Origin of the sequence: Klebsiella sp. Shm-1 (assembly GCF_040804525.1) — a bacterium.
GTDB lineage: Bacteria > Pseudomonadota > Gammaproteobacteria > Enterobacterales > Enterobacteriaceae > Klebsiella > Klebsiella pneumoniae.
In genome coordinates, this window is the sequence record NZ_CP161823.1 from 730,562 (window position 1) to 748,848 (window position 18,287).

Annotated in this window: 19 protein-coding genes, 1 tRNA gene and 1 pseudogene; 5 read left to right on the forward strand and 16 right to left on the reverse strand. The window is 56.9% G+C overall.

The genetic code is table 11. The features are described from left to right. The first annotated feature begins 319 nt into the window (after positions 1 to 319). The gene (locus tag AB1E37_RS03610; protein WP_023287993.1) at positions 320 to 595 is read left to right on the forward strand and encodes an EAL domain-containing protein; all 276 of its coding nucleotides are present in this window, start codon (positions 320 to 322) and stop codon (positions 593 to 595) included. A 95-nt stretch (positions 596 to 690) separates the two neighbouring features. Here the strand turns inward: AB1E37_RS03610 and AB1E37_RS03615 are convergent, their stop codons facing one another. The 4 genes and pseudogenes from AB1E37_RS03615 to AB1E37_RS03630 all read right to left on the reverse strand — a co-directional run bounded on the left by AB1E37_RS03615 (position 691) and on the right by AB1E37_RS03630 (position 2,965). Continuing rightward, positions 691 to 777: a transposase gene (locus AB1E37_RS03615; RefSeq protein ID WP_071591901.1), complete on the reverse strand. Its 87-nt coding sequence runs from the start codon at positions 775 to 777 to the stop codon at positions 691 to 693. A 30-nt stretch (positions 778 to 807) separates the two neighbouring features. After that, positions 808 to 1,771: pseudogene (locus AB1E37_RS03620) on the reverse strand (tyrosine-type recombinase/integrase); the annotation flags it as partial. 299 nt (positions 1,772 to 2,070) lie between these two features. Continuing rightward, positions 2,071 to 2,146 (reverse strand) — tRNA-Phe (locus tag AB1E37_RS03625). A 105-nt stretch (positions 2,147 to 2,251) separates the two neighbouring features. Beyond that, positions 2,252 to 2,965, reverse strand: a complete 714-nt coding sequence (locus tag AB1E37_RS03630; RefSeq protein WP_002916694.1) for a DUF554 domain-containing protein — start codon at positions 2,963 to 2,965, stop codon at positions 2,252 to 2,254. 419 nt (positions 2,966 to 3,384) lie between these two features. On the opposite strand from AB1E37_RS03630, the gene AB1E37_RS03635 reads away from it, so the two are divergent. Continuing rightward, a complete protein-coding gene (locus AB1E37_RS03635) occupies positions 3,385 to 5,523 on the forward strand; it encodes an ornithine decarboxylase (protein ID WP_218231988.1) in 2,139 nt (712 codons plus the stop codon). Between the two features lie 43 nt (positions 5,524 to 5,566). Here AB1E37_RS03635 and AB1E37_RS03640 read toward each other — a convergent pair whose 3' ends face one another. From AB1E37_RS03640 to mutY, 4 genes are all read right to left on the reverse strand, one after another. Then, a complete protein-coding gene (locus AB1E37_RS03640) occupies positions 5,567 to 6,820 on the reverse strand; it encodes a nucleoside permease (protein WP_004144787.1) in 1,254 nt (417 codons plus the stop codon). Between the two features lie 191 nt (positions 6,821 to 7,011). Then, the gene (mltC, locus tag AB1E37_RS03645; protein WP_004900580.1) at positions 7,012 to 8,094 is read right to left on the reverse strand and encodes a membrane-bound lytic murein transglycosylase MltC; all 1,083 of its coding nucleotides are present in this window, start codon (positions 8,092 to 8,094) and stop codon (positions 7,012 to 7,014) included. Positions 8,095 to 8,143: 49 nt separating this feature from the next. Continuing rightward, on the reverse strand, positions 8,144 to 8,419 hold the full coding sequence (locus tag AB1E37_RS03650) for an oxidative damage protection protein (RefSeq protein WP_004105744.1): 276 nt from the start codon (positions 8,417 to 8,419) through the stop codon (positions 8,144 to 8,146). A 28-nt stretch (positions 8,420 to 8,447) separates the two neighbouring features. Continuing rightward, the gene (mutY, locus tag AB1E37_RS03655; RefSeq protein ID WP_004144785.1) at positions 8,448 to 9,506 is read right to left on the reverse strand and encodes an A/G-specific adenine glycosylase; all 1,059 of its coding nucleotides are present in this window, start codon (positions 9,504 to 9,506) and stop codon (positions 8,448 to 8,450) included. A 136-nt stretch (positions 9,507 to 9,642) separates the two neighbouring features. Between mutY and trmB the strand changes: the two genes are divergently transcribed. The 3 genes from trmB to AB1E37_RS03670 are packed head-to-tail and all read left to right on the forward strand — an operon-like array spanning position 9,643 to position 11,458. Then, a complete protein-coding gene (gene trmB, locus AB1E37_RS03660) occupies positions 9,643 to 10,362 on the forward strand; it encodes a tRNA (guanosine(46)-N7)-methyltransferase TrmB (RefSeq protein WP_002916627.1) in 720 nt (239 codons plus the stop codon). Beyond that, complete coding sequence (locus AB1E37_RS03665; protein WP_002916620.1) at positions 10,362 to 10,688, forward strand: YggL family protein; 327 nt, start codon at positions 10,362 to 10,364, stop codon at positions 10,686 to 10,688. Before trmB ends, AB1E37_RS03665 begins: the two co-directional genes overlap by 1 nt. A gap of 50 nt (positions 10,689 to 10,738) precedes the next feature. Then, positions 10,739 to 11,458 (forward strand): DUF2884 domain-containing protein, encoded by a 720-nt coding sequence (locus AB1E37_RS03670; RefSeq protein ID WP_004889772.1) that lies wholly within the window; start codon positions 10,739 to 10,741, stop codon positions 11,456 to 11,458. 46 nt (positions 11,459 to 11,504) lie between these two features. Here AB1E37_RS03670 and AB1E37_RS03675 read toward each other — a convergent pair whose 3' ends face one another. From AB1E37_RS03675 to AB1E37_RS03710, 8 genes are all read right to left on the reverse strand, one after another. Further along, positions 11,505 to 12,752: a sugar ABC transporter permease gene (locus AB1E37_RS03675; protein WP_004181281.1), complete on the reverse strand. Its 1,248-nt coding sequence runs from the start codon at positions 12,750 to 12,752 to the stop codon at positions 11,505 to 11,507. 4 nt (positions 12,753 to 12,756) lie between these two features. Continuing rightward, the gene (locus AB1E37_RS03680) at positions 12,757 to 13,566 is read right to left on the reverse strand and encodes an ATP-binding cassette domain-containing protein (protein WP_004181271.1); all 810 of its coding nucleotides are present in this window, start codon (positions 13,564 to 13,566) and stop codon (positions 12,757 to 12,759) included. A gap of 59 nt (positions 13,567 to 13,625) precedes the next feature. Beyond that, positions 13,626 to 14,675: a sugar ABC transporter substrate-binding protein gene (locus AB1E37_RS03685; RefSeq protein ID WP_032448116.1), complete on the reverse strand. Its 1,050-nt coding sequence runs from the start codon at positions 14,673 to 14,675 to the stop codon at positions 13,626 to 13,628. Positions 14,676 to 14,967: 292 nt separating this feature from the next. After that, the gene (gene hemW / locus AB1E37_RS03690) at positions 14,968 to 16,107 is read right to left on the reverse strand and encodes a radical SAM family heme chaperone HemW (RefSeq protein ID WP_004889776.1); all 1,140 of its coding nucleotides are present in this window, start codon (positions 16,105 to 16,107) and stop codon (positions 14,968 to 14,970) included. Then, positions 16,100 to 16,693, reverse strand: a complete 594-nt coding sequence (locus AB1E37_RS03695; protein WP_002916615.1) for an XTP/dITP diphosphatase — start codon at positions 16,691 to 16,693, stop codon at positions 16,100 to 16,102. Before AB1E37_RS03695 ends, hemW begins: the two co-directional genes overlap by 8 nt. A gap of 12 nt (positions 16,694 to 16,705) precedes the next feature. Then, positions 16,706 to 16,996, reverse strand: coding sequence for a DUF167 family protein YggU (gene yggU / locus AB1E37_RS03700; RefSeq protein ID WP_002916614.1), 291 nt, complete (start codon positions 16,994 to 16,996; stop codon positions 16,706 to 16,708). Beyond that, positions 16,993 to 17,559 carry a YggT family protein gene (locus tag AB1E37_RS03705; protein ID WP_002916613.1) on the reverse strand — a complete coding sequence of 189 codons (567 nt, stop codon included), beginning with the start codon at positions 17,557 to 17,559 and terminating at the stop codon, positions 16,993 to 16,995. The genes yggU and AB1E37_RS03705 overlap by 4 nt, the downstream gene beginning before the upstream one ends. Before the next feature lie 20 nt (positions 17,560 to 17,579). Continuing rightward, positions 17,580 to 18,281 carry a YggS family pyridoxal phosphate-dependent enzyme gene (locus tag AB1E37_RS03710; RefSeq protein WP_004144780.1) on the reverse strand — a complete coding sequence of 234 codons (702 nt, stop codon included), beginning with the start codon at positions 18,279 to 18,281 and terminating at the stop codon, positions 17,580 to 17,582. Between the last annotated feature and the right edge of the window lie 6 nt (positions 18,282 to 18,287).

Below are 18,287 nucleotides of genomic sequence, written 5' to 3' on the forward strand. Positions count from 1 at the left end.
CATATCCACTCCGAATACGCCTGACTACTCCTTTCCTCCGTTGTCCTGCAGGAAGCGGTACAGAATATCAATCGCTACCAGGGCGAGTTTTACTTTTCAGTCAATATCCCTGCATGCATCGCGCATCACTCAATCTTGCTCGCATGGTGGGTATCGCCTGTCAACAGTTACAGAACAAACTATGGGTCGAATGTTTGGTAGTGGAATATTCTGAAACCATCGATTTACAGCAACAAGGAAAAGCGGTGGAGAATATGAGTAACATTAAGCAACAGGGTGTCGCATCTTTCTCGACGACTGCTTCTCACATAGCAGCGTAATGTTCCCGGTGAGAATAGCTCGTTTTAGTGGCTACAAGCTGGATATGAGCATTATCAATGAATTGCATAGCGATTCGCACGTGCTGGCGCTGATCAAAAGCCTAGTTTACTATTGCCAGCTGACGCAGAGTTGCTGTATTGCTGAGGGGGTGGATAGCATCGAAAAATTTAATCTATTAAAAGCGCTTGGAGTTAATAGTTTCCAGGGATATCTGTTCTCCCCGCCAGTTAACCGTGAACAGCTATATGGGATTTTCCAGAGTTTTAATTTATAAACATTATCGAAGAAATGCGTATTCCGATGATTCCGGTCAGTGACTCCGGCGATTTCGATCACGCTTCCTACGCTGGTTATTTCTTACTTTAATTTTTAACCCATATGATCGGTTTGCGCCAGTTTACGCATTGATTCGCCCCTGAGCTCAACTCGGTGTCCGTTGTGCAGTAGCCGGTCCATCAGGGAATCGGCTATAAGCACTCACACAGTGACAGCAGAAGAAGCCCGGAAACCGTGACCACAGACATCGACCTTTGTGTCGTAGCCCATCAGCCGTAATGCGTTATTTACCGTATTTTCACTCATGGGTTTCCAGGGATTATGGTCACCGGTGAAAATCAGTTCATGTTCTCCGCAGATGGTGTGGATCTGCTGCAGAATATCCAGCGCCTGAGCAGAGAGTGGCACCAGATGCTCTGTCCGCATTTTTGAGCCACGGTGCGAGTATTTAACTCCTTCAATAGGTTTCCGCTCGGGAGGAATGGTTCACATGGCTTTCCTGAAGTCGATCTCGGACCACCTGGCGAAGCGAAGTTCACTTGAACGGATGAAAATAAGCAGGGTGAGCTTAGTTGCCAGTCGGGTGAGAGGTTGTCCTCTGTAGGTATCCAGTCGTTCGAGTAGCTCTGAAATGCGATTTAAGGCGAGGGCAGGACGGTGCTGGCATTTCACCGTCGTTAAAGCGCCCGCCATATCCACGGCAGGGTTATAACTGATAATGCCTGACTGGGCTGCATAGCGCATAATTGCAGTGATACGTTGTTGAAGACGGGCGGCAATCTCATAGATCTCTTTGGCTTCGGCTGTTTTAACGGGATAAATCAATCGGGAGGCCTGAGGGTGGCAATATCCTGTGAACCGGTACACGGGAAAACATAAGTCTCGAGATTTTTCAGTATCTTCTCACTATGTAAGGCTGACCATATTTTATTGCGCTTATGCCACTGCCTGGCTTTGCGTTCAAATATCTGAGCTGCTTCGGGTACAGACTTTTTGATTCGTTTCTGTTTGTACGGATCAATTCCCTCCGCTATCAGCTTCCTCGCCGCATCGCGCTTTTCCCTTGTTTCTGATAATGAGACTTCAGGATAACCCCCCCGATCGAGCGTTCTCTCTTTTCCTGGAACCGGTAGCGGAGTATCCAGTAGCGCGAGTCGTTAGCATGAACGAGCAAAATTGTACCCTCGCCAGGGACTGGATGCGGGTGGAATTTGATTAAGTAGGGTGGAGTTAAGGGAAGATAAAAGTGTTGATTCTGGCGGGCTTGGAATGCAAAAACGGACCTCCGTGGAGGTCCGTTGCTATGAATTTGGTGCCCGGACTCGGACTAACGCCGCAGGCGTTGAACAGCGCGCGTGTCGCGCTGGCCCCGAAGGGGTGAGCCGCTGTGCGGCGAATAATCGAACGCAGTTCGATGGAGAGTCCGGTCGTAGAAAAGCAAAAACCCGCCTTGTGGGCGGGTTCTTTAAATAGTGGTGCCCGGACTCGGAATCGAACCAAGGACACGGGGATTTTCAATCCCCTGCTCTACCGACTGAGCTATCCGGGCAACGGGGCGCATTAAACCGTAATCGCCGCGCCTCGTCAACGAAATTTATCTGTTTTACAGCAGACTGAACAATCTATCACCACATTGCGCTAAAAGCACGCGTCTTCAGGCAAAAAACAGCGTCCAGGCCGCGGAAATTGGCATCGCCAGCACCAGCGCAGGCAGCATATTCACTACGGCAAACATTTTTATCCCGCAGATGCGCAGCCCGGTGGCCACCAGCAGCATGCCGCCGACGGCGCTGAAATCCGCCAGCATCATCGGCGTGGTAAGCGGCATAATGATCGCCGCGCAGGCTGCAAGAGTCAGCTGGATAAGCAGCATCGGTACGCTGATGGCGGCGACGGCAATGCCCAGGGTGCAGGCGAAGATGGTGGCGGTGAAAAAGTCGAGAAACGCTTTGGCAATCAGAATGCTGGCGTCGCCGGTCATCCCTTCGCGCATGGCGCCGAAGACGCCGGTGCCGCTGGCGCAGAACAGGACGATAATCGCCACATAGCTCTGAATATAAGACTCATGAGCCGAAGCCTTTTTCTTGCCTTTCGCTGACATCAACTGCTGGAGTTTACTGACCAGCGTATTGATGCCTTTTTCCATATTGCATATTTCGCCGAGCAGCGTCCCCACCAGGGTCGACAGCACCATCACCGGCAGATTGGCGCACTTAATGACCAGTAAAATGCCGATGCCCAATGACGCCAGGCCAAAAATAGAGGTCATTGCGGTGCGGATCCGTTCCGGCAACCGTTGGCTGAGTAAGGCGCCCAGCACACCGCCGACCAGCACCGCGCTGGCGTTAATAAAAGGTCCTGTAACCACGCTGACTCCTGTTAAAAATCCCTGATAACCGCATTATTATGGCGTTAACTTACCGGGAAAGCTTGTGTATCCGTGATATAAGTGCATACGGTTTTCATCTTGCGCCTGTTCGGGAAAGGTGCCATGATTGCGCGAATTTTCTCCTCCCTGATATGAGGCCGCCGATGACGACACAGCCATTATCTCGCCAGCGACGCCGCGCCCAGATGCGCGGGCTGCCTCATCTTGCTACGCTTACCCCTCTGTTCACCATGCGGTGAAGGACACGTATGCTCACTGTAGGGCAACAGTAAGATCGGACGCGTCTGCTTTTACTGATGTCCGGCGGTCGGAGCTGAATCCGTCAGACCCGGACACATCGTTGGGCAAGGTCTCCCTTGTCTGAGATTTTTACACTCCCGATACGGGCATTTGCGCTTATGAAATCCATGCACATTGCCGCCAGCTGCGAGCTGGTCACCCGCTTGTCCACCCACCGTCGCGTTGTGGCGCTGGACAGTACCGATTTTACCGATGTGGCGGCAGTCGTCATCTCCGTGGCCGACAGTCGCAGCGGCATCCTTACTCTCCTCAGGCGTAGCGGATTTAACCTGCCGGTCTACCTGCTGAGTGAGACGGCGGTCGACAAGCCGGAGGGGGGGCAGGCGGTGATCGCCGGTAAAGATCAGGAGTGGCTGGAGCTGGAGGCGGCGGCCTGTGATTATGAAGCGCGTCTGCTGCCGCCGTTTTTCAATACCCTGACCCAGTACGTCGAGATGGATAACAGCACCTTTGCCTGTCCGGGGCATCAGCACGGGGCGTTTTTCAAAAAGCACCCTGCAGGCCGTCAGTTCTATGACTTTTTTGGCGAAAATGTCTTTCGCGCCGACATGTGCAACGCCGATGTGAAATTAGGCGATCTGCTGATCCACGAAGGATCGGCCAAGCACGCGCAGAAGTTCGCTGCGAAGGTGTTCAACGCGGATAAAACCTACTTCGTCCTCAATGGCACCTCGGCGGCCAACAAAGTCGTGACCAACGCGCTATTGACCCGCGGCGATCTGGTGCTGTTCGATCGCAACAACCACAAGTCAAACCATCACGGGGCGCTGATCCAGGCGGGAGCGACGCCTGTCTATCTGGAAGCTGCGCGCAATCCGTTCGGCTTTATCGGCGGCATTGACGAGCGCTGCTTTGATGAGCATTACCTGCGGGATCTCATCCGCGAAGCGTCGCCAGAGAAAGCCACGGCCTCTCGCCCGTTTCGTCTGGCGGTGATCCAGCTCGGAACCTATGACGGCACGGTCTATAACGCCCGCCAGGTGGTGGATAAGATCGGCCACCTCTGCGATTACATCTTGTTCGACTCGGCGTGGGTGGGCTATGAGCAGTTTATCCCAATGATGGCCGACTGCTCGCCGCTGCTGCTGGAGCTGACCCCCGACGATCCGGGTATTTTTGTCACCCAGTCCGTGCACAAGCAGCAGGCCGGCTTCTCACAGACGTCGCAGATCCATAAAAAGGATAACCATCTGCGCGGCCAGGCGCGCTTCTGTCCGCACAAGCGGCTGAATAACGCCTTTATGCTGCATGCTTCCACCAGCCCGTTCTATCCGCTGTTCGCCGCACTGGACGTCAACGCTAAAATCCATGAAGGTGAGAGCGGCCGTCGCCTGTGGGCCGAGTGTGTGGCGCTGGGCATTGAGGCGCGCAAAGCGATCATCGCCAACTGCAAGATGATCCAGCCCTTTATTCCGCCGATGGTGGCGGGGCGCCCGTGGCAGGATCACCCGACCGAGGCGATCGCCCGGGAGCGCCGCTTCTTCAGCTTCGAGCCGGGCGCGCGCTGGCATGGTTTTGAGGGCTATGCGGACGACCAGTATTTTGTCGACCCGTGCAAGCTGCTGCTGACCACCCCGGGCATCGACGCGGAGAGTGGGGAGTACAGTGAGTTCGGCATTCCGGCGACTATTCTGGCGCATTATCTGCGTGAAAACGGCATCGTGCCGGAGAAGTGCGATCTCAACTCGATTCTGTTCCTGCTGACGCCGGCGGAAAGTGCCGAAAAAATGGCGCAGCTGGTAGCGATGCTCGGGCAGTTTGAACAGCATATTGAAGCGGATACGCCGCTGGCCGATGTGTTGCCGACCATCTATAACAAATATCCGGTGCGTTATCGCGACTATACCCTGCGCGAGCTGTGCCAGGAGATGCACGATCTGTACGTTAGCTTTGACGTGAAGAGCCTGCAAAAAGAGATGTTCCGTAAACGGAGCTTCCCAAGGGTGGTGATGAATCCCCAGGATGCCAACCACGAGTTTATTCGCGGCAACGTTGAGCTGGTGCGTCTGAGCGAGGCGGAAGGCCGCGTCGCGGCGGAGGGGGCGCTGCCGTATCCGCCGGGCGTGCTGTGCGTGGTGCCCGGCGAGGTCTGGGGCGGCGCCGTGCTGCGCTATTTCCTCGCGCTGGAGGAGGGAGTCAATATGCTGCCTGGCTTCTCGCCGGAGCTGCAGGGGGTTTACAGCGAGACGGATCCGGACGGCATTAAGCGGCTGTATGGCTACGTGCTGAAGGGATAAAAAAACGCCCCGCCGAACAGGCGGGGCGTTTTACTTTTGCCGATCACACGCTCTGCTGGGCGGCGGTCGGTTGTCTGACGTGTTTGTATTTGAACAGCGCCACGAAGGCAAAGGCCAGCACCAGCGAATAGCCGGCGAAAATCAGCCACACGCTCTGCCAGTCAGTGATCCCCTCGACGGTAAAGTGTTCGACGACTTTGCCGCTCACCATCCCGCCGAGAATACAGCCGAAGCCGTTGGTCATCATCAGGAACATCCCCTGAGCGCTGGCGCGGATTTCCGGGCGCACCTCTTTCTCAACGAACACCGAACCGGAGATGTTAAAGAAGTCGAAGGCGCAGCCGTAGACGATCATCGACAGCACCAGCAGTACAGTGCCGAACGGCGTCGGGTCGCCAAAGGCGAACAGGCCGAAGCGCAGCATCCACGCCACAATACTGATAAGCATCACGTTCTTAATGCCGTAGCGGCTAAGGAAGAATGGGATGGTCAGGATAAACAGCGTTTCGGAAATCTGCGAAATCGACATCAGCACTGACGCGTGCTCGACGATAAAGCTGCCGGCAAACAGCGGATCTTTATCGAAGCTGTGCAGGAAGGTGTTACCGAACATGTTAGTGATTTGCAGCTCGGCGCCGAGCATCATCGAGAAGATAAAGAAGATAGCCATACGCTTGTTTTTAAACAGCGCAAAAGCGTTCAGGCCGAGCATCTCCGTCCAGCTTTGATTGCGCTGGGCGTTGGCGACCGGAATATGCGGCAGCGTCAGGGTGAACAGAGTCAGCAGGACCGACAGCGTCGCGCCAATGTACAGCTGCATATGGCTCAGTTCAAAGCCGGAGAAGCTCACGCCCCACATGGCGAGGATAAAGCCGATGGTGCCCCAGATACGAATTGGCGGGAAATCGGTGACAATATCCAGCCCCGCCGACTGCAGGCGGTAGTAGGAGATGGTATTGATCAAGCCAAGCGTCGGCATATAGGCCAGCGAGTTAAGCAGGATCACGAGGAACATCTCGCCCGGCGTGGTGACCTGCGCCGCGAGGTACAGCGTTAACGCGCCGACCAGGTGGCAGATGGCGTATACCCATTTGGCGCTGATCCACTTATCGGCGACGATGCCGAGTAGCGTCGGCATCAACACCGCGGCGATACCGAGCGAGCTATACACTGCGCCGATTGCCGCGCCGTCAAACTTCAGCGTGACAAACATGTACGAGCCAAGCGTGGTGAGCCAGCTCCCCCAAAGGCAGAACTGCAGGAACGACAGTATTTTGAGCTGCAGCTTAAGATTCATGTAGTTATCCTCACGAATGTGGGCTTGTTATGTTTTTAAAATAACATTAATCCCGTTATTTTGATGCGATTCTATCATTCACTAGCTTAATGCTTCTGTTAACTGCCGCAGAAAACCGAAAGATATTACAGAGTATGGCGGAGAATAAGCGCGGCCTCAGCGCGGGGCTGAGGCCGGAGTCGGGAGGAGGGCTATTTACGGCGGTAGCTTTTCTGCGCCGTATTAACTTTGTACAGATAGCGGCGCGATTCCGCCGACGGATGGCGGGTGGTCAGCGTCTGGTAGACGTCCCCTGGCGCCATGCTGTTGATAATATTGGCCGCCTGCACTTTATCGCTGGAGAAGACCCGCAGTACGCTGCCGGCGCCGCCGTTATAGGCAGTGATCACCGCGTAGCGACGCGAGGTGGGGTTATCGATGCCGGCGAGGTAAACATTGTTCAGCATCGCCAGGTAGGCGGTACCGGTGTCGATGTTATTCGCCGGGTCAAACAGATAGCTGCGGCTTGGCAGGCCGGATTTACCCTGGGAGCGGAAGACGTCTCTGCCGGCGCTGTGCTGGACCACCTGCATCAGCCCCATGGCGTCGGCATGGCTGACCGCATAGGGGTTAAAGGAGGATTCGGTCTGCATAATCGCGAGGATCAGCGACTCATCAACCCCATACTTACGCGAGGCCTGACGCACCATGCCGAGGTATTTATGCGCACGTTTGTCGAGGTGGTTCGGCACCAGGTTAATGGTGATGCTGTAGACCACGCGCAGGCCGTTGTTGCGGCTCTTCAGACGGGTTTGCAGCAGATAGTCGGCAAAGCGCGCGGCGCGCCACTCCCAGCGAATCGACGCCCCGGTGTTATCCACCACCTGGCCATAGAGGAACGGCTCTTTGGAGATCTGGATGTCATCGACATCGGAATAGAGGTCAATGGAGTTGGGGTCATCGCCCATCAACAGGGTTTTGATGATCGCCTGGCGCAGTCGTCCGCGAGGGTCGGTGCCGGCAATGGTCTCGACGGTGATCGTCCCTTCATCGAAGTTGATGTGGCTGCGGGTTTGATACTGGTCGGTGTACTTGACGTAGTCCTTTGGCCCGGCGAGCAGGACTTCGTTGTACCCCCAAATGTTCTCGATGTTGTGGGCGAACTGGCCCATCAAAATATCGAATCCGTTCGTGTCCTTGACCCAGGCCTCGTTGTATTCGGCGCCTTTTTTATTGGAGCTGGAACACGAAACGAGCAACGGCGCAATCAGCGCGAGCGCTAAGTATTTTTTCATCATTCCGGGCGTGCGTGTTGTGTTTGTTTTTTTAAAGGCCGCAGGGCCCTTACTGTTTTTCCGGCGGCGTGTAGCCTTCGATGTGCACGTCTTTCCCTTCAAACAGGAACTGCACCATCTCCTGCTCAAGCAGTTTGCGGTGCTCCGGGTTCATCATGCTGAGCTTTTTCTCGTTGATCAGCATGGTCTGCTTGTGCTGCCACTGCGCCCAGGCTTCTTTGGAGATTTCGTTGTAAATACGCTTTCCGAGCTCGCCCGGATACAGCTGGAAATCCTGGCCGTCCGCTTCACGCTGCAGGAAGGTACAAAAAATGGTTCTGCTCATAATTAATCCTCTTTGATAGCCGAAAAATTTATACCGGCGCTCCGGCTTTTAGCTGTTGCAACAAGCGCTCCACGGGGGCCGCCAGACCGACCGACGGCGGCTGCGCTAAGTTATACCAGAGTGCGTTGCCTTCATCCATGCATGCGCCAGATGAGTGCACTGTAAGCCACATCGGAATAATATCCAGGTGGAAATGGCTGAAAGTGTGGCGAAAAGCGGTTAATTGCGTCAGATTATCGGCCTTAATCTGGCGCTGCGCCAGCCACTCGCGTAGCTCCGCTTCGTCTGCAAACTGCGGAAAACAGAACAACCCGCCCCACAGACCCACCGGCGGACGCTGGGAAAGAAACACCTCGTCGCCGTGCTGCATCAGCAGGAAGTAGCCGGTGCGTTCCGGGAGGGTCTGCTTCGGTTTTTTGCCCGGATATTCCGCCCATGAATGGTTCGCGTAGGCCACGCAGCCGTTGCTCAGCGGACACAGCTCGCACTTCGGCTTCGAGCGGGTGCAAACCATTGCCCCGAGATCCATCATCGCCTGGTTGAAGCGCTCGACGCCCTCTGCCGGGGTGACCTCTTCGCTGATGTCCCACAGCCGTTTTTCCACCTCTTTTTTCCCCGGCCAGCCGCTGACAGCATAGCAGCGGGCGAGCACGCGCTTCACGTTGCCGTCGAGAATCGGATAATGCTGACCGAGCGAAAGGGATAAAATCGCCCCCGCCGTTGAGCGCCCGACGCCGGGCAGCGCCGCCACTTCGTCAAAGGTCCGGGGGAATTCCCCGCCGTGCAGTGTGGCGACTTGCTGTGCGGCTTTATGTAAGTTGCGCGCCCGCGCATAGTAGCCCAGACCGGTCCACAGATGCAGCACTTCATCCAGCGGCGCGTTGGCGAGATCCACCACCGTGGGGAAACGCGCCATAAAGCGTTCAAAATAGGGGATTACCGTGGTCACCTGGGTTTGTTGCAACATCACTTCGGAGAGCCATACTTTGTAGGGCGTCTTGGCGATTTGCCAGGGCAGGGTTTTACGCCCGTATTTGTCGTACCAGTCCAGAACCTGGGCTGAAAATTGCGTGGCGAGAAAAGTCAAAGCTACGGCTCCGGGATCGCGATTACAGGGGGGCAGATTGCAGCATAAGGGCGAGTGGCTGTAAACCCTTGCATCCGCCGGGTAACTTTGGATAATGCCCGTTTTCCGAACACATTCACAAGCAGACCAAACTTTTATGAAAAACGACGTCATCTCTCCGGAATTCGATGAAAACGGTCGCCCGCTGCGCCGTATTCGTAGCTTCGTCCGTCGCCAGGGCCGCCTGACGAAAGGGCAGCAGCATGCGCTGGATAACATTTGGCCGGTGATGGGCGTTGAATTCAACGATGCGCCGCTCGATTTCGCCGCCCTGTTTGGCCGTGACGCGCCGGTCACCTTAGAAATTGGCTTCGGGATGGGCGCCTCGCTGGTGGCGATGGCGAAAGCCAAACCGGAACAGAATTTCCTCGGCATTGAAGTACACTCCCCGGGCGTTGGCGCTTGTCTGGCTTCTGCGGAAGAAGAAGGCGTACAAAACCTGCGCGTAATGTGTCACGATGCAGTGGAAGTGCTACATACCATGATCCCGGATAACTCGCTGAATATGGTGCAACTGTTTTTCCCTGATCCGTGGCATAAAGCGCGTCATAATAAACGTCGTATCGTGCAGCCGCCTTTCGCTGAGCTGGTGAAAAGCAAGCTGAAGCTCGGCGGCGTCTTCCATATGGCGACCGACTGGGAAGCTTATGCCGTGCATATGCTGGAAGTCATGTCCTCGCTGGAAGGCTATCGTAACCAGTCGGCAAGCAACGATTACGTACCGCGCCCGGAATCGCGCCCGGTAACCAAATTTGAACAGCGTGGCCATCGTCTCGGCCACGGCGTATGGGACTTAATGTTCGAGAGGGTGAAATAATGGCCAAGAATCGTAGCCGTCGTCTGCGTAAAAAAATGCATATCGATGAGTTTCAGGAGTTAGGCTTCTCCGTCGCCTGGCGTTTCCCGGAAGGGACCAGCGAAGAGCAGATCGACCAGACGGTCAACGATCTGATCGAAGAGGTGATAGAGCCGAACAAGCTGGCCTTCGACGGCAGCGGTTATCTCTCCTGGGAAGGGCTCATCTGCATGCAGGAGATTGGTAAGTGCACTGAAGAGCATCAGGCTATCGTACGCAAATGGCTGGAAGCGCGTAAGTTAGAGGATGTGCGCACCAGCGAACTTTTTGACGTCTGGTGGGACTAAGTTTGACAAGGGTCGGCAATTGCCGGCCCGTTTTGTCTTAAGGGAGTTTTATGATGCGTAAAACGCTGCTGGCGGTGGCGCTCTCCATCACCGCTTTGTCTGCCCATGCGGACTACCAGTGTAGCGTCACGCCGCGTGACGATGTGATCCTCAGCCCGCAGCAGGTGCAGGTGAAAGGGGAAAACGGCGATCTGGTGATAAAGCCGGACGGCAATCTGACCTTTAACGGCAAGGCCTATGCGCTCAGCGCCGCCCAGCGCGAACAGGCGCAGGATTATCAGGCCAGCCTGCGCAGCAGCCTGCCGTGGATTGACCAAGGCGCGCGTTCGCGAGTCGAAAAAAGCCGCAAGGCGCTGGATAAAATCATTACCGAACAGGTTGGCGCCAACAGCAGCATGCACGGTCGCCTGACCAAACTGGACGCGCAGCTGAAAGAACAGATGAACCGCATTATCGAACGTCGCAGCGATGGCCTGACCTTCCACTATAAAGCTATCGACCAGGTACGCGCCGATGGCCAGCAGCTGGTGAATCAGGCGATGGGCGGCATTCTGCAGGACAGCATTAACGAGATGGGGGCGAAAGCGGTGCTCAAAGGCGGCGGTAATCCGCTACAGGGCATTCTCGGCAGCCTCGGCGGCCTGCAAACGGCGATTCAGGAGGAATGGAAAAACCAGGAGGCCGATTTCCAGCAGTTTGGTAAGGACGTCTGCAGCCGGGTGGTATCGCTGGAGGACAGCCGCAAAGCGCTGGTTGGCTCGTTAAAATAATCAAAATTTCGCGGCCCGCATACCTTTGGGCCGCGCACTTCGCCACTCAGGCGCGGCCGTGCGACACGCGTGAACGGCGAGCCAGAGAATCAATGATTACCGCAATCGCCAGTACCGCGCCGGTAATGATATAGCGCAGCGAAGACGGCAGGTTCAACAGCGTCAGCCCATTTGAAATCGACTGAATCACGATGATCCCCAATAGCGCGGACCAGGCGCTGCCGCGTCCGCCAAACAGGCTGGTGCCGCCGATCACCGCCGCGGCGATGGCGTTGAGGTTGACGTCGCCGGTGCCGGCCTGCTGGCTGGCGGAAGCCAGTCGCGACGCCGCGAGAATGCCGCCGAAGGTCGCAAGCGTGGTACACAGGACGAAAGCGCTCACATAAATCGCCCGCACGTTAATGCCCGAACGGCGCGCCGCTTCACGGTTGCCGCCAACCGCGAACATCGAGCGACCCCATTTTGTCCGTTTCAGCGCGTAGTTGAGGATCATCACGCAGGCGACAAAGAGACCGAAAATCCATGGAATACCGCGCCCCTGATTGAGGTAAAGCACCGCGGCCTCGAAGATAATCGTCAGCGCGATCGCGCGCGCCACTAGCGAGCTGACTCCCTCGGCGGAAAGATTGGCCGCCAGGCGCCGCGAGCGTTTTTTCAGGCCAAAAATAAGGATCGCCAGCCCTGGCAGCAATGCCATCAGGTGTGAGAACCAGCCGGGCATCACCAGCAGTTGGCCAAAGCGCACCAGCGGCGAAGTATAGGGCAGGTTGATGCTGCCGCTCGGCCCGAGGATATACAGCTGCATACCCAGCAGCGCCAGCAGGCCGGCGAGAGTGGCGACGAAACTCGGCATTCCGACGCGGGTATACAGCAGCGCGTAGACCAGCCCGACGGCCACGCCGCAGGCCAGCGCCACGGCGATGGCTCCCGCCAGCGGCCATCCTGCGTTCACCCACAGCACGCCGACGATAGCCGATGCCAGGCCGCTCATGGAGCCGACCGACAGGTCTATCTCACCAAGCATTAGCACGCAGACGATGCCGAGCGAGATAAACCCGACCGTCGCGCAGTCAAACAGCAGGTTCACCAGGTTATTCGGCGCGATATAGACCGGGTTGAGGAAGGTGAAAACCAGGGAAATCACAATCAGCCCGGCTATCACCGGCGCGGTGCCGAGATCGCCGGTTTTGATGCGGGTTATCTGCGCGCGTAGGGCGCCGAACAGCCCCTCGTCGTGACGAACGCGCTCATCGCTGCGATCCAGCGCGGTGTGGGATGCGGTCTTACTGTTCATAAAATTACATCGCTCCGGAAGTCGTTGGCTGTGATTTACGTTCAACCCGGCGTGAGACGGCGTTTTCCGTCGCGCCGGTGATCGCGGCGACCAGATCCTGATTAGAAGCATCGGGCGTGAAGATCCCTTTGTTGCGCCCGAGACGCAGCACCACGATACGGTCGGCGACGGCGCGAACGTCTTCCATGTTGTGACTGATGATGATGACGCCAAGCCCGCGCTCGCGAACGCGCTCAATCAGGTTGAGCACTTCCGCGGTCTGCGCGACGCCCAGCGCCGCGGTGGGTTCATCGAGCATAATGATTTTAGGGTTCAGCAGCAGCGAACGGGCGATGGCGACGGTCTGCCGCTGGCCGCCGGAAAGCGATGCCACCGGTTCGCGTACCGACGGAATACGTGCCGCCAGCTCCTGCAGCAGCGTCCAGGCTTTCACTTCCATCGCCACTTCATCGAGCTGGAACGGCGAAATTTCATGACCCAGAAACAGGTTTGCCACCACATCAAGGTTTTCACACAGCGCCAGATCCTGAAACACCGTGGCAATACCGTATTCCAGCGCCTTGCCGGGGCTATCGAGGGTGACGGGGTTGCCGTCAAACTCAATGGTGCCGGAGGTCGGCTGGTGGACGCCGGCGAGGATCTTCACCAGCGTGGATTTGCCCGCGCCGTTGTCGCCGACCAGCGCGACCACCTCGCCGGCGTGGACTTCTAATTCGATATCCGTCAGCGCGGACACCGCGCCAAAATGTTTAGAGACGTTGCGCAGTTGCAGTATTGGCCGCCCGGCGGCGGAGTTGTGTTGTTGTTGCGGCATACAAAACGACCTCAATAATGGCGAAATCGCGCCCGCCGCGGCGGGCGCAGGGGCAAAAGTTACTTGCTGATGCCTAACTTCTGGCAGGCGGCGGCGTACTCGCCGCTACACACCTGATCCCAGGTCTGGATTTTTTTATCGAAGATTTCCGCTTTGATGTTTTTGGCCGTCACCACTTCCGGGGTAAATAGCTGGGAAGGGGTGTTGTACAGGGTGGTGCTGGCCTGCGGTTTTTTGCCCTGGATAAAATCAACCGCCACTTTGGCCGCCGCCGCGGCGACGATCTCCGATGGCTTGGAGATGGTGTTGTACTGATCGCCAGCGATGATCAGCTGCAGCGCGGCGATAGTGGCGTCATTGCCGGTGACCGGCGGCAGCGGCTGGACGCCGGCAGCCTTAAAGGCGGCAATTGCGCCGCCGCCGGTACCGTCGTTTGCCGCGACCACGCCCTTAATTTTGTCGCCAAAGCGGGTAACCTGCCCGGCGGTCCACTCCTGGGCTTTCGGCGGCGCCCACTCCGGGGTGTCGAATTCGGCCAACGTTTTGTAACCGGACTCTTTCAATCCGCGATGGATACCGTCGCGGATCAGCCCTGCGGCGGCATCGGTTGGCGAACCGTTAATTTGCAGCACGCCGGCATCCTGCGGCACGCCGCTCGCTTTCAGATGGTCGGTAAGAGATTTTGCGATGGCGTAGCCAATGCCCTCGTTATCAAATGAGACGTAGAAATCAGCCGGTTTGTCTGGTACCGGGCGATCATAGGCAATGACCTTGACCCCCTGCGCTTGGGCGTTTTCGACCAGCGCGGCGGCGGCGGAAGAGTCAACCGGATCCAGGACGATCACTTTCGCCCCCTGGGCGATAACCGAGTTGAACTGCTGCTGCTGCTGGAGCGACGCGTTGGCGTTGGCATTCTGATAGATGACCTTACAATCCGCGCAAAGCTTGCTCATTTCCGCCTTAAAACCGGGGAAGTCGTGCTGTTCATAGCGGGTAGAGGCCTGATCGGGCATTAAAAAGGCCACGGTGGCGGACTCTGCAGACCAGGCTGAAGCCGTGACGGCGCCGGATAGTGCGGCGAGTGTGATAAAAATATTACGGTAATTCATTGTGTTACCCTCTTTTTTATAGGCTTAAGCCCGCCGGGTTGCGCCGACGTTACAGAGACTTTTTTAATCAGAGTTACCAATAATTTACATGTAGGATACGTCGGTTTTACATTTGCTCAACCGATGAAGCAGGATTACCACTGCGCAAAAAATGAGTCAAGAAAAGGAAAAAAGTCGATCGGATTTTGTGATTCGCTGCAAATAAGTGAACAAAAAAACGCCAGTCGATTTGACCGTAGCGGGGGAGGATGTAAGGGGAAAGATACGGGCGACGACGTGCCGCCCGCAGGGATTACTCTTCGCTGAGGAACAGCTCCAGCAGCGAATTTAAAAACAGTTTACCGTGCTCGGTAATTTGCCAGTTTTGCGCATCTTCCAGCAGATAGCCTTCGGCGATAGCGGCATCGATTTGCTGACGGATAACCTGCTCATCAAGGCCGGTATACAAGCTGAACTCCGCGCGCGGCGCGGCCTCCAGCAGGCGAAAACGGTTCATAAAGAACTCAAACGGTTTATCCGCTTCTTCCACATCATGCTGACGCTCAAGGTAACGGCCTTCCATATACCCGCGCGGGTGGCGGGTTTTGGCGGTTCGCAGAATGCGTCCGTCAGGGAAGGTGATCTTGCCGTGCGCGCCGCAGCCGATGCCGAGGTAGTCGCCAAAGCGCCAGTAGTTGAGATTATGCTGACACTGGAAGCCTGGCTTAGCATAGGCGGACGTCTCGTACTGCTGATAGCCGGCGGCGCTCAGCAGCTGATGCCCCTGCTCGAAAATATCCCATAGCGCGTCGTCATCCGGCAGCACCGGCGGCCGGGAGCCGAACAAGGTGTTCGGCTCAATGGTCAGCTGGTACCACGACAGGTGCGGCGGGTTGAGGGCAATCGCCTGACGCAGATCGTCCAGTGCCTCCTCCAGCGACTGGTCCGGCAGACCGTGCATCAGGTCGAGGTTGAAGCTGCGCAAGCCGAGGCCGCTGGCGAGACGTGCTGCGCGCTTGGCTTCCTCCGGGCCGTGGATCCGCCCCAGGCGCTGCAGCTTCGGTTCGCTAAAGCTTTGTACGCCGATGGAGATGCGGTTTACCCCGGCGCGCTGATAATCAACGAAGCGATCGGCCTCCACGGTACCCGGGTTGGCTTCCATGGTGATTTCCGCCCCGGCGGCCAGCGGCAGGCAGGCGCGGACGCCATCGAGCAGGGTTTGCATGGCCGGGCCGGACAGCAGGCTCGGCGTACCGCCGCCGATAAAAATAGTGCCTATTTCCCGTCCCTGGGCATATTGCGCATCAGCCTGCAGATCGTTCAGCAGATGCTGGACGTAGTCATCATGCGGCACCTCGCCTTTCAGCGCATGCGAATTAAAATCGCAGTACGGGCATTTCTGCACGCACCAGGGAATATGGATATAGAGACTCAGCGGCGGCAAATTAGCCATTACGTAATGCTTCCAGTAACAGTTTCAGCGCCTGCCCGCGATGGGAAATGGCGCTCTTTTCTTCACGGCTCAGTTCGGCCGCGGTTTTACCTTCTGACGGGACGAAGAAGATCGGGTCGTAACCGAAGCCGCCATGACCGGCGGCTTGTCGGGTGATTACCCCAGGCCAGCTGCCGTGGCACACCAGCGGCGTGGGATCCTCGGCATGGCGCAGATAGACCAGCACGCAGTGGAACTGGGCCTGACGCTGGTCGTCCGGCACGTCTTTTAACGCGTCGAGCAGCTTCTCAAGATTCTGCTGGTCGCTGGCATCGACGCCGGAATAGCGTGCGGAGTAAATACCCGGCGCGCCGCCAAGAGCATCGACGGCCAGACCGGAATCGTCGGCGATGGCCGGCAGGCCGGTGATCTGCGCCGCGTGGCGCGCTTTCAGAATCGCGTTTTCAATGAAGGTCAGGCCGGTCTCTTCCGCAGAGTCCACGCCAAGCTCGGTCTGAGCGACGATATCGAGACCAAAATCTTCCAGCAGCGAGGCCAGTTCGCGCACTTTGCCGGCGTTGCCGGTAGCGAGGACGACTTTTTGCATGATGAATCCTGTTTATTCAGTTAGCGCCGCGACCGCAGTCGGGATCTGTTGTGGGGCGATGATTTTAACTTGCTTATGGCGGCCCAGCTCGCCTTTTTCAATCAGTACCTGGCTTTTGGCGACGCGGAACTGTTTGGCGAGAAATTTCACCAGGTGGGCATTGGCCTGGCCATCAACGGGCGGGGCGGTAATGGCGACTTTAAGCTCGTCGCCATGTACGCCCACGATGCTATCGCGGCTGGCCTTAGGCTGAATGTACAGCCTCAACACCAGCCCGTCAGCGCAGGTTTCAACGGCACTCATAGCGCCATCCACAGCCCCGGCAGCAGTACATTACCGGTGGCCTGCAGCACTTCGGCGATGCCCATATTGATTACGTACAACAGCAGTACCAGCACCATCGGCGAGAAATCGATACCGCCCATCGACGGCAGCAGGTTGCGGATAGGGCGCAGCAGCGGGTCCGCCAGCTGCATCAGCACATACTCCACCGGGCTACGGCCCTGGCTGACCCAGCTCATGATCGCCATCAATAGCAGTACCCAGAAGATCAACGAGCCGATGGTTTTCAGCAGAATAAGCAGAGCGGAGATCCAGATGATCGGCTGGAAGGTGATCACCATAAACAGCACGATCGCTTTGATGACGCAGAGAATAAATGCCACCAGCAGCGAGGCGCTGTCAATCGGCCCCATTGCCGGGATAATCCGGCGCAGCGGTCCGACAATCGGCTGCGTGGCTTTCACCACAAACTGCGAAAACGGATTGTAAAAGTCGCAGCGCGCCCACTGCATCCAGACGCGTAACAACACGACCATCGTGTAAAGCTCAATGACCGTTGAAAGCAGGAAAGTCAACGTCTTCATGGCGTTCCTCAGATTCCTTATTATTTGCTGTAGTCGCGCGCACCAAAAATGGCTGTACCGATGCGCACCATCGTGCTTCCCGCCGCGATTGCGGCTTCCATATCGTCCGACATTCCCAGAGACAACGTATCGACCGTGGGGTACCGCGTTTTTAATCGCGCAAATGCTACCGCCATTTGCCGGGCGACGGCAAACTGCCTTACATATTCTGACTCAGGCGCGGGGATGGCCATCAGGCCGCGCAGTTCCAGATGAGGTAACTCAGCGATCTCCGCCGCTAAGCCGTCGAGCGCTTCCAGCGGGATGCCGGATTTGCTCTGCTCATCGCTGATGTTAATTTGAATCAGCACCTTCAGCGGCGGTAAATGCGCCGGGCGCTGCTCGTTCAGGCGGGTGGCGATTTTCAGCCGATCGACGGTGTGGCACCAGTCAAAATGCTCTGCCACCAACCGGCTTTTGTTGGACTGCAGGGGGCCAATAAAGTGCCACTGCAGCCCGCTGACGCCAGCCTGCTGGAAATGGTTAATCTTCTCCACGCCCTCCTGGACGTAGTTTTCACCAAATGCCCGCTGGCCTGCCGCAATGGCTTCTTCGATCGCGCTCGCAGGTTTCGTTTTACTCACTGCAAGCAATGTCACTTCTTCTGGCGCACGCCCGCATCGGGCGGCAGCACCGGAGATTTTGTCCCGGACCTGTGCCAGGTTATGCGCAATATCGTTCATATTCCG

What these genes read in the sequence shown, in the direction of transcription:
- AB1E37_RS03610 (WP_023287993.1), top strand. Translation starts at nt 320, where the DNA reads ATGTTCCCGGTGAGAATAGCTCGTTTTAGTGGCTACAAGCTGGATATG.
- AB1E37_RS03615 (WP_071591901.1), bottom strand. Translation starts at nt 777, where the DNA reads ATGGACCGGCTACTGCACAACGGACACCGAGTTGAGCTCAGGGGCGAA.
- AB1E37_RS03635 (WP_218231988.1), top strand. Translation starts at nt 3,385, where the DNA reads ATGAAATCCATGCACATTGCCGCCAGCTGCGAGCTGGTCACCCGCTTG.
- AB1E37_RS03640 (WP_004144787.1), bottom strand. Translation starts at nt 6,820, where the DNA reads ATGAATCTTAAGCTGCAGCTCAAAATACTGTCGTTCCTGCAGTTCTGC.
- mltC (WP_004900580.1), bottom strand. Translation starts at nt 8,094, where the DNA reads ATGAAAAAATACTTAGCGCTCGCGCTGATTGCGCCGTTGCTCGTTTCG.
- AB1E37_RS03650 (WP_004105744.1), bottom strand. Translation starts at nt 8,419, where the DNA reads ATGAGCAGAACCATTTTTTGTACCTTCCTGCAGCGTGAAGCGGACGGC.
- trmB (WP_002916627.1), top strand. Translation starts at nt 9,643, where the DNA reads ATGAAAAACGACGTCATCTCTCCGGAATTCGATGAAAACGGTCGCCCG.
- AB1E37_RS03665 (WP_002916620.1), top strand. Translation starts at nt 10,362, where the DNA reads ATGGCCAAGAATCGTAGCCGTCGTCTGCGTAAAAAAATGCATATCGAT.
- AB1E37_RS03670 (WP_004889772.1), top strand. Translation starts at nt 10,739, where the DNA reads ATGATGCGTAAAACGCTGCTGGCGGTGGCGCTCTCCATCACCGCTTTG.
- AB1E37_RS03675 (WP_004181281.1), bottom strand. Translation starts at nt 12,752, where the DNA reads ATGAACAGTAAGACCGCATCCCACACCGCGCTGGATCGCAGCGATGAG.
- AB1E37_RS03680 (WP_004181271.1), bottom strand. Translation starts at nt 13,566, where the DNA reads ATGCCGCAACAACAACACAACTCCGCCGCCGGGCGGCCAATACTGCAA.
- AB1E37_RS03685 (WP_032448116.1), bottom strand. Translation starts at nt 14,675, where the DNA reads ATGAATTACCGTAATATTTTTATCACACTCGCCGCACTATCCGGCGCC.
- hemW (WP_004889776.1), bottom strand. Translation starts at nt 16,107, where the DNA reads ATGGCTAATTTGCCGCCGCTGAGTCTCTATATCCATATTCCCTGGTGC.
- AB1E37_RS03695 (WP_002916615.1), bottom strand. Translation starts at nt 16,693, where the DNA reads ATGCAAAAAGTCGTCCTCGCTACCGGCAACGCCGGCAAAGTGCGCGAA.
- yggU (WP_002916614.1), bottom strand. Translation starts at nt 16,996, where the DNA reads ATGAGTGCCGTTGAAACCTGCGCTGACGGGCTGGTGTTGAGGCTGTAC.
- AB1E37_RS03705 (WP_002916613.1), bottom strand. Translation starts at nt 17,559, where the DNA reads ATGAAGACGTTGACTTTCCTGCTTTCAACGGTCATTGAGCTTTACACG.
- AB1E37_RS03710 (WP_004144780.1), bottom strand. Translation starts at nt 18,281, where the DNA reads ATGAACGATATTGCGCATAACCTGGCACAGGTCCGGGACAAAATCTCC.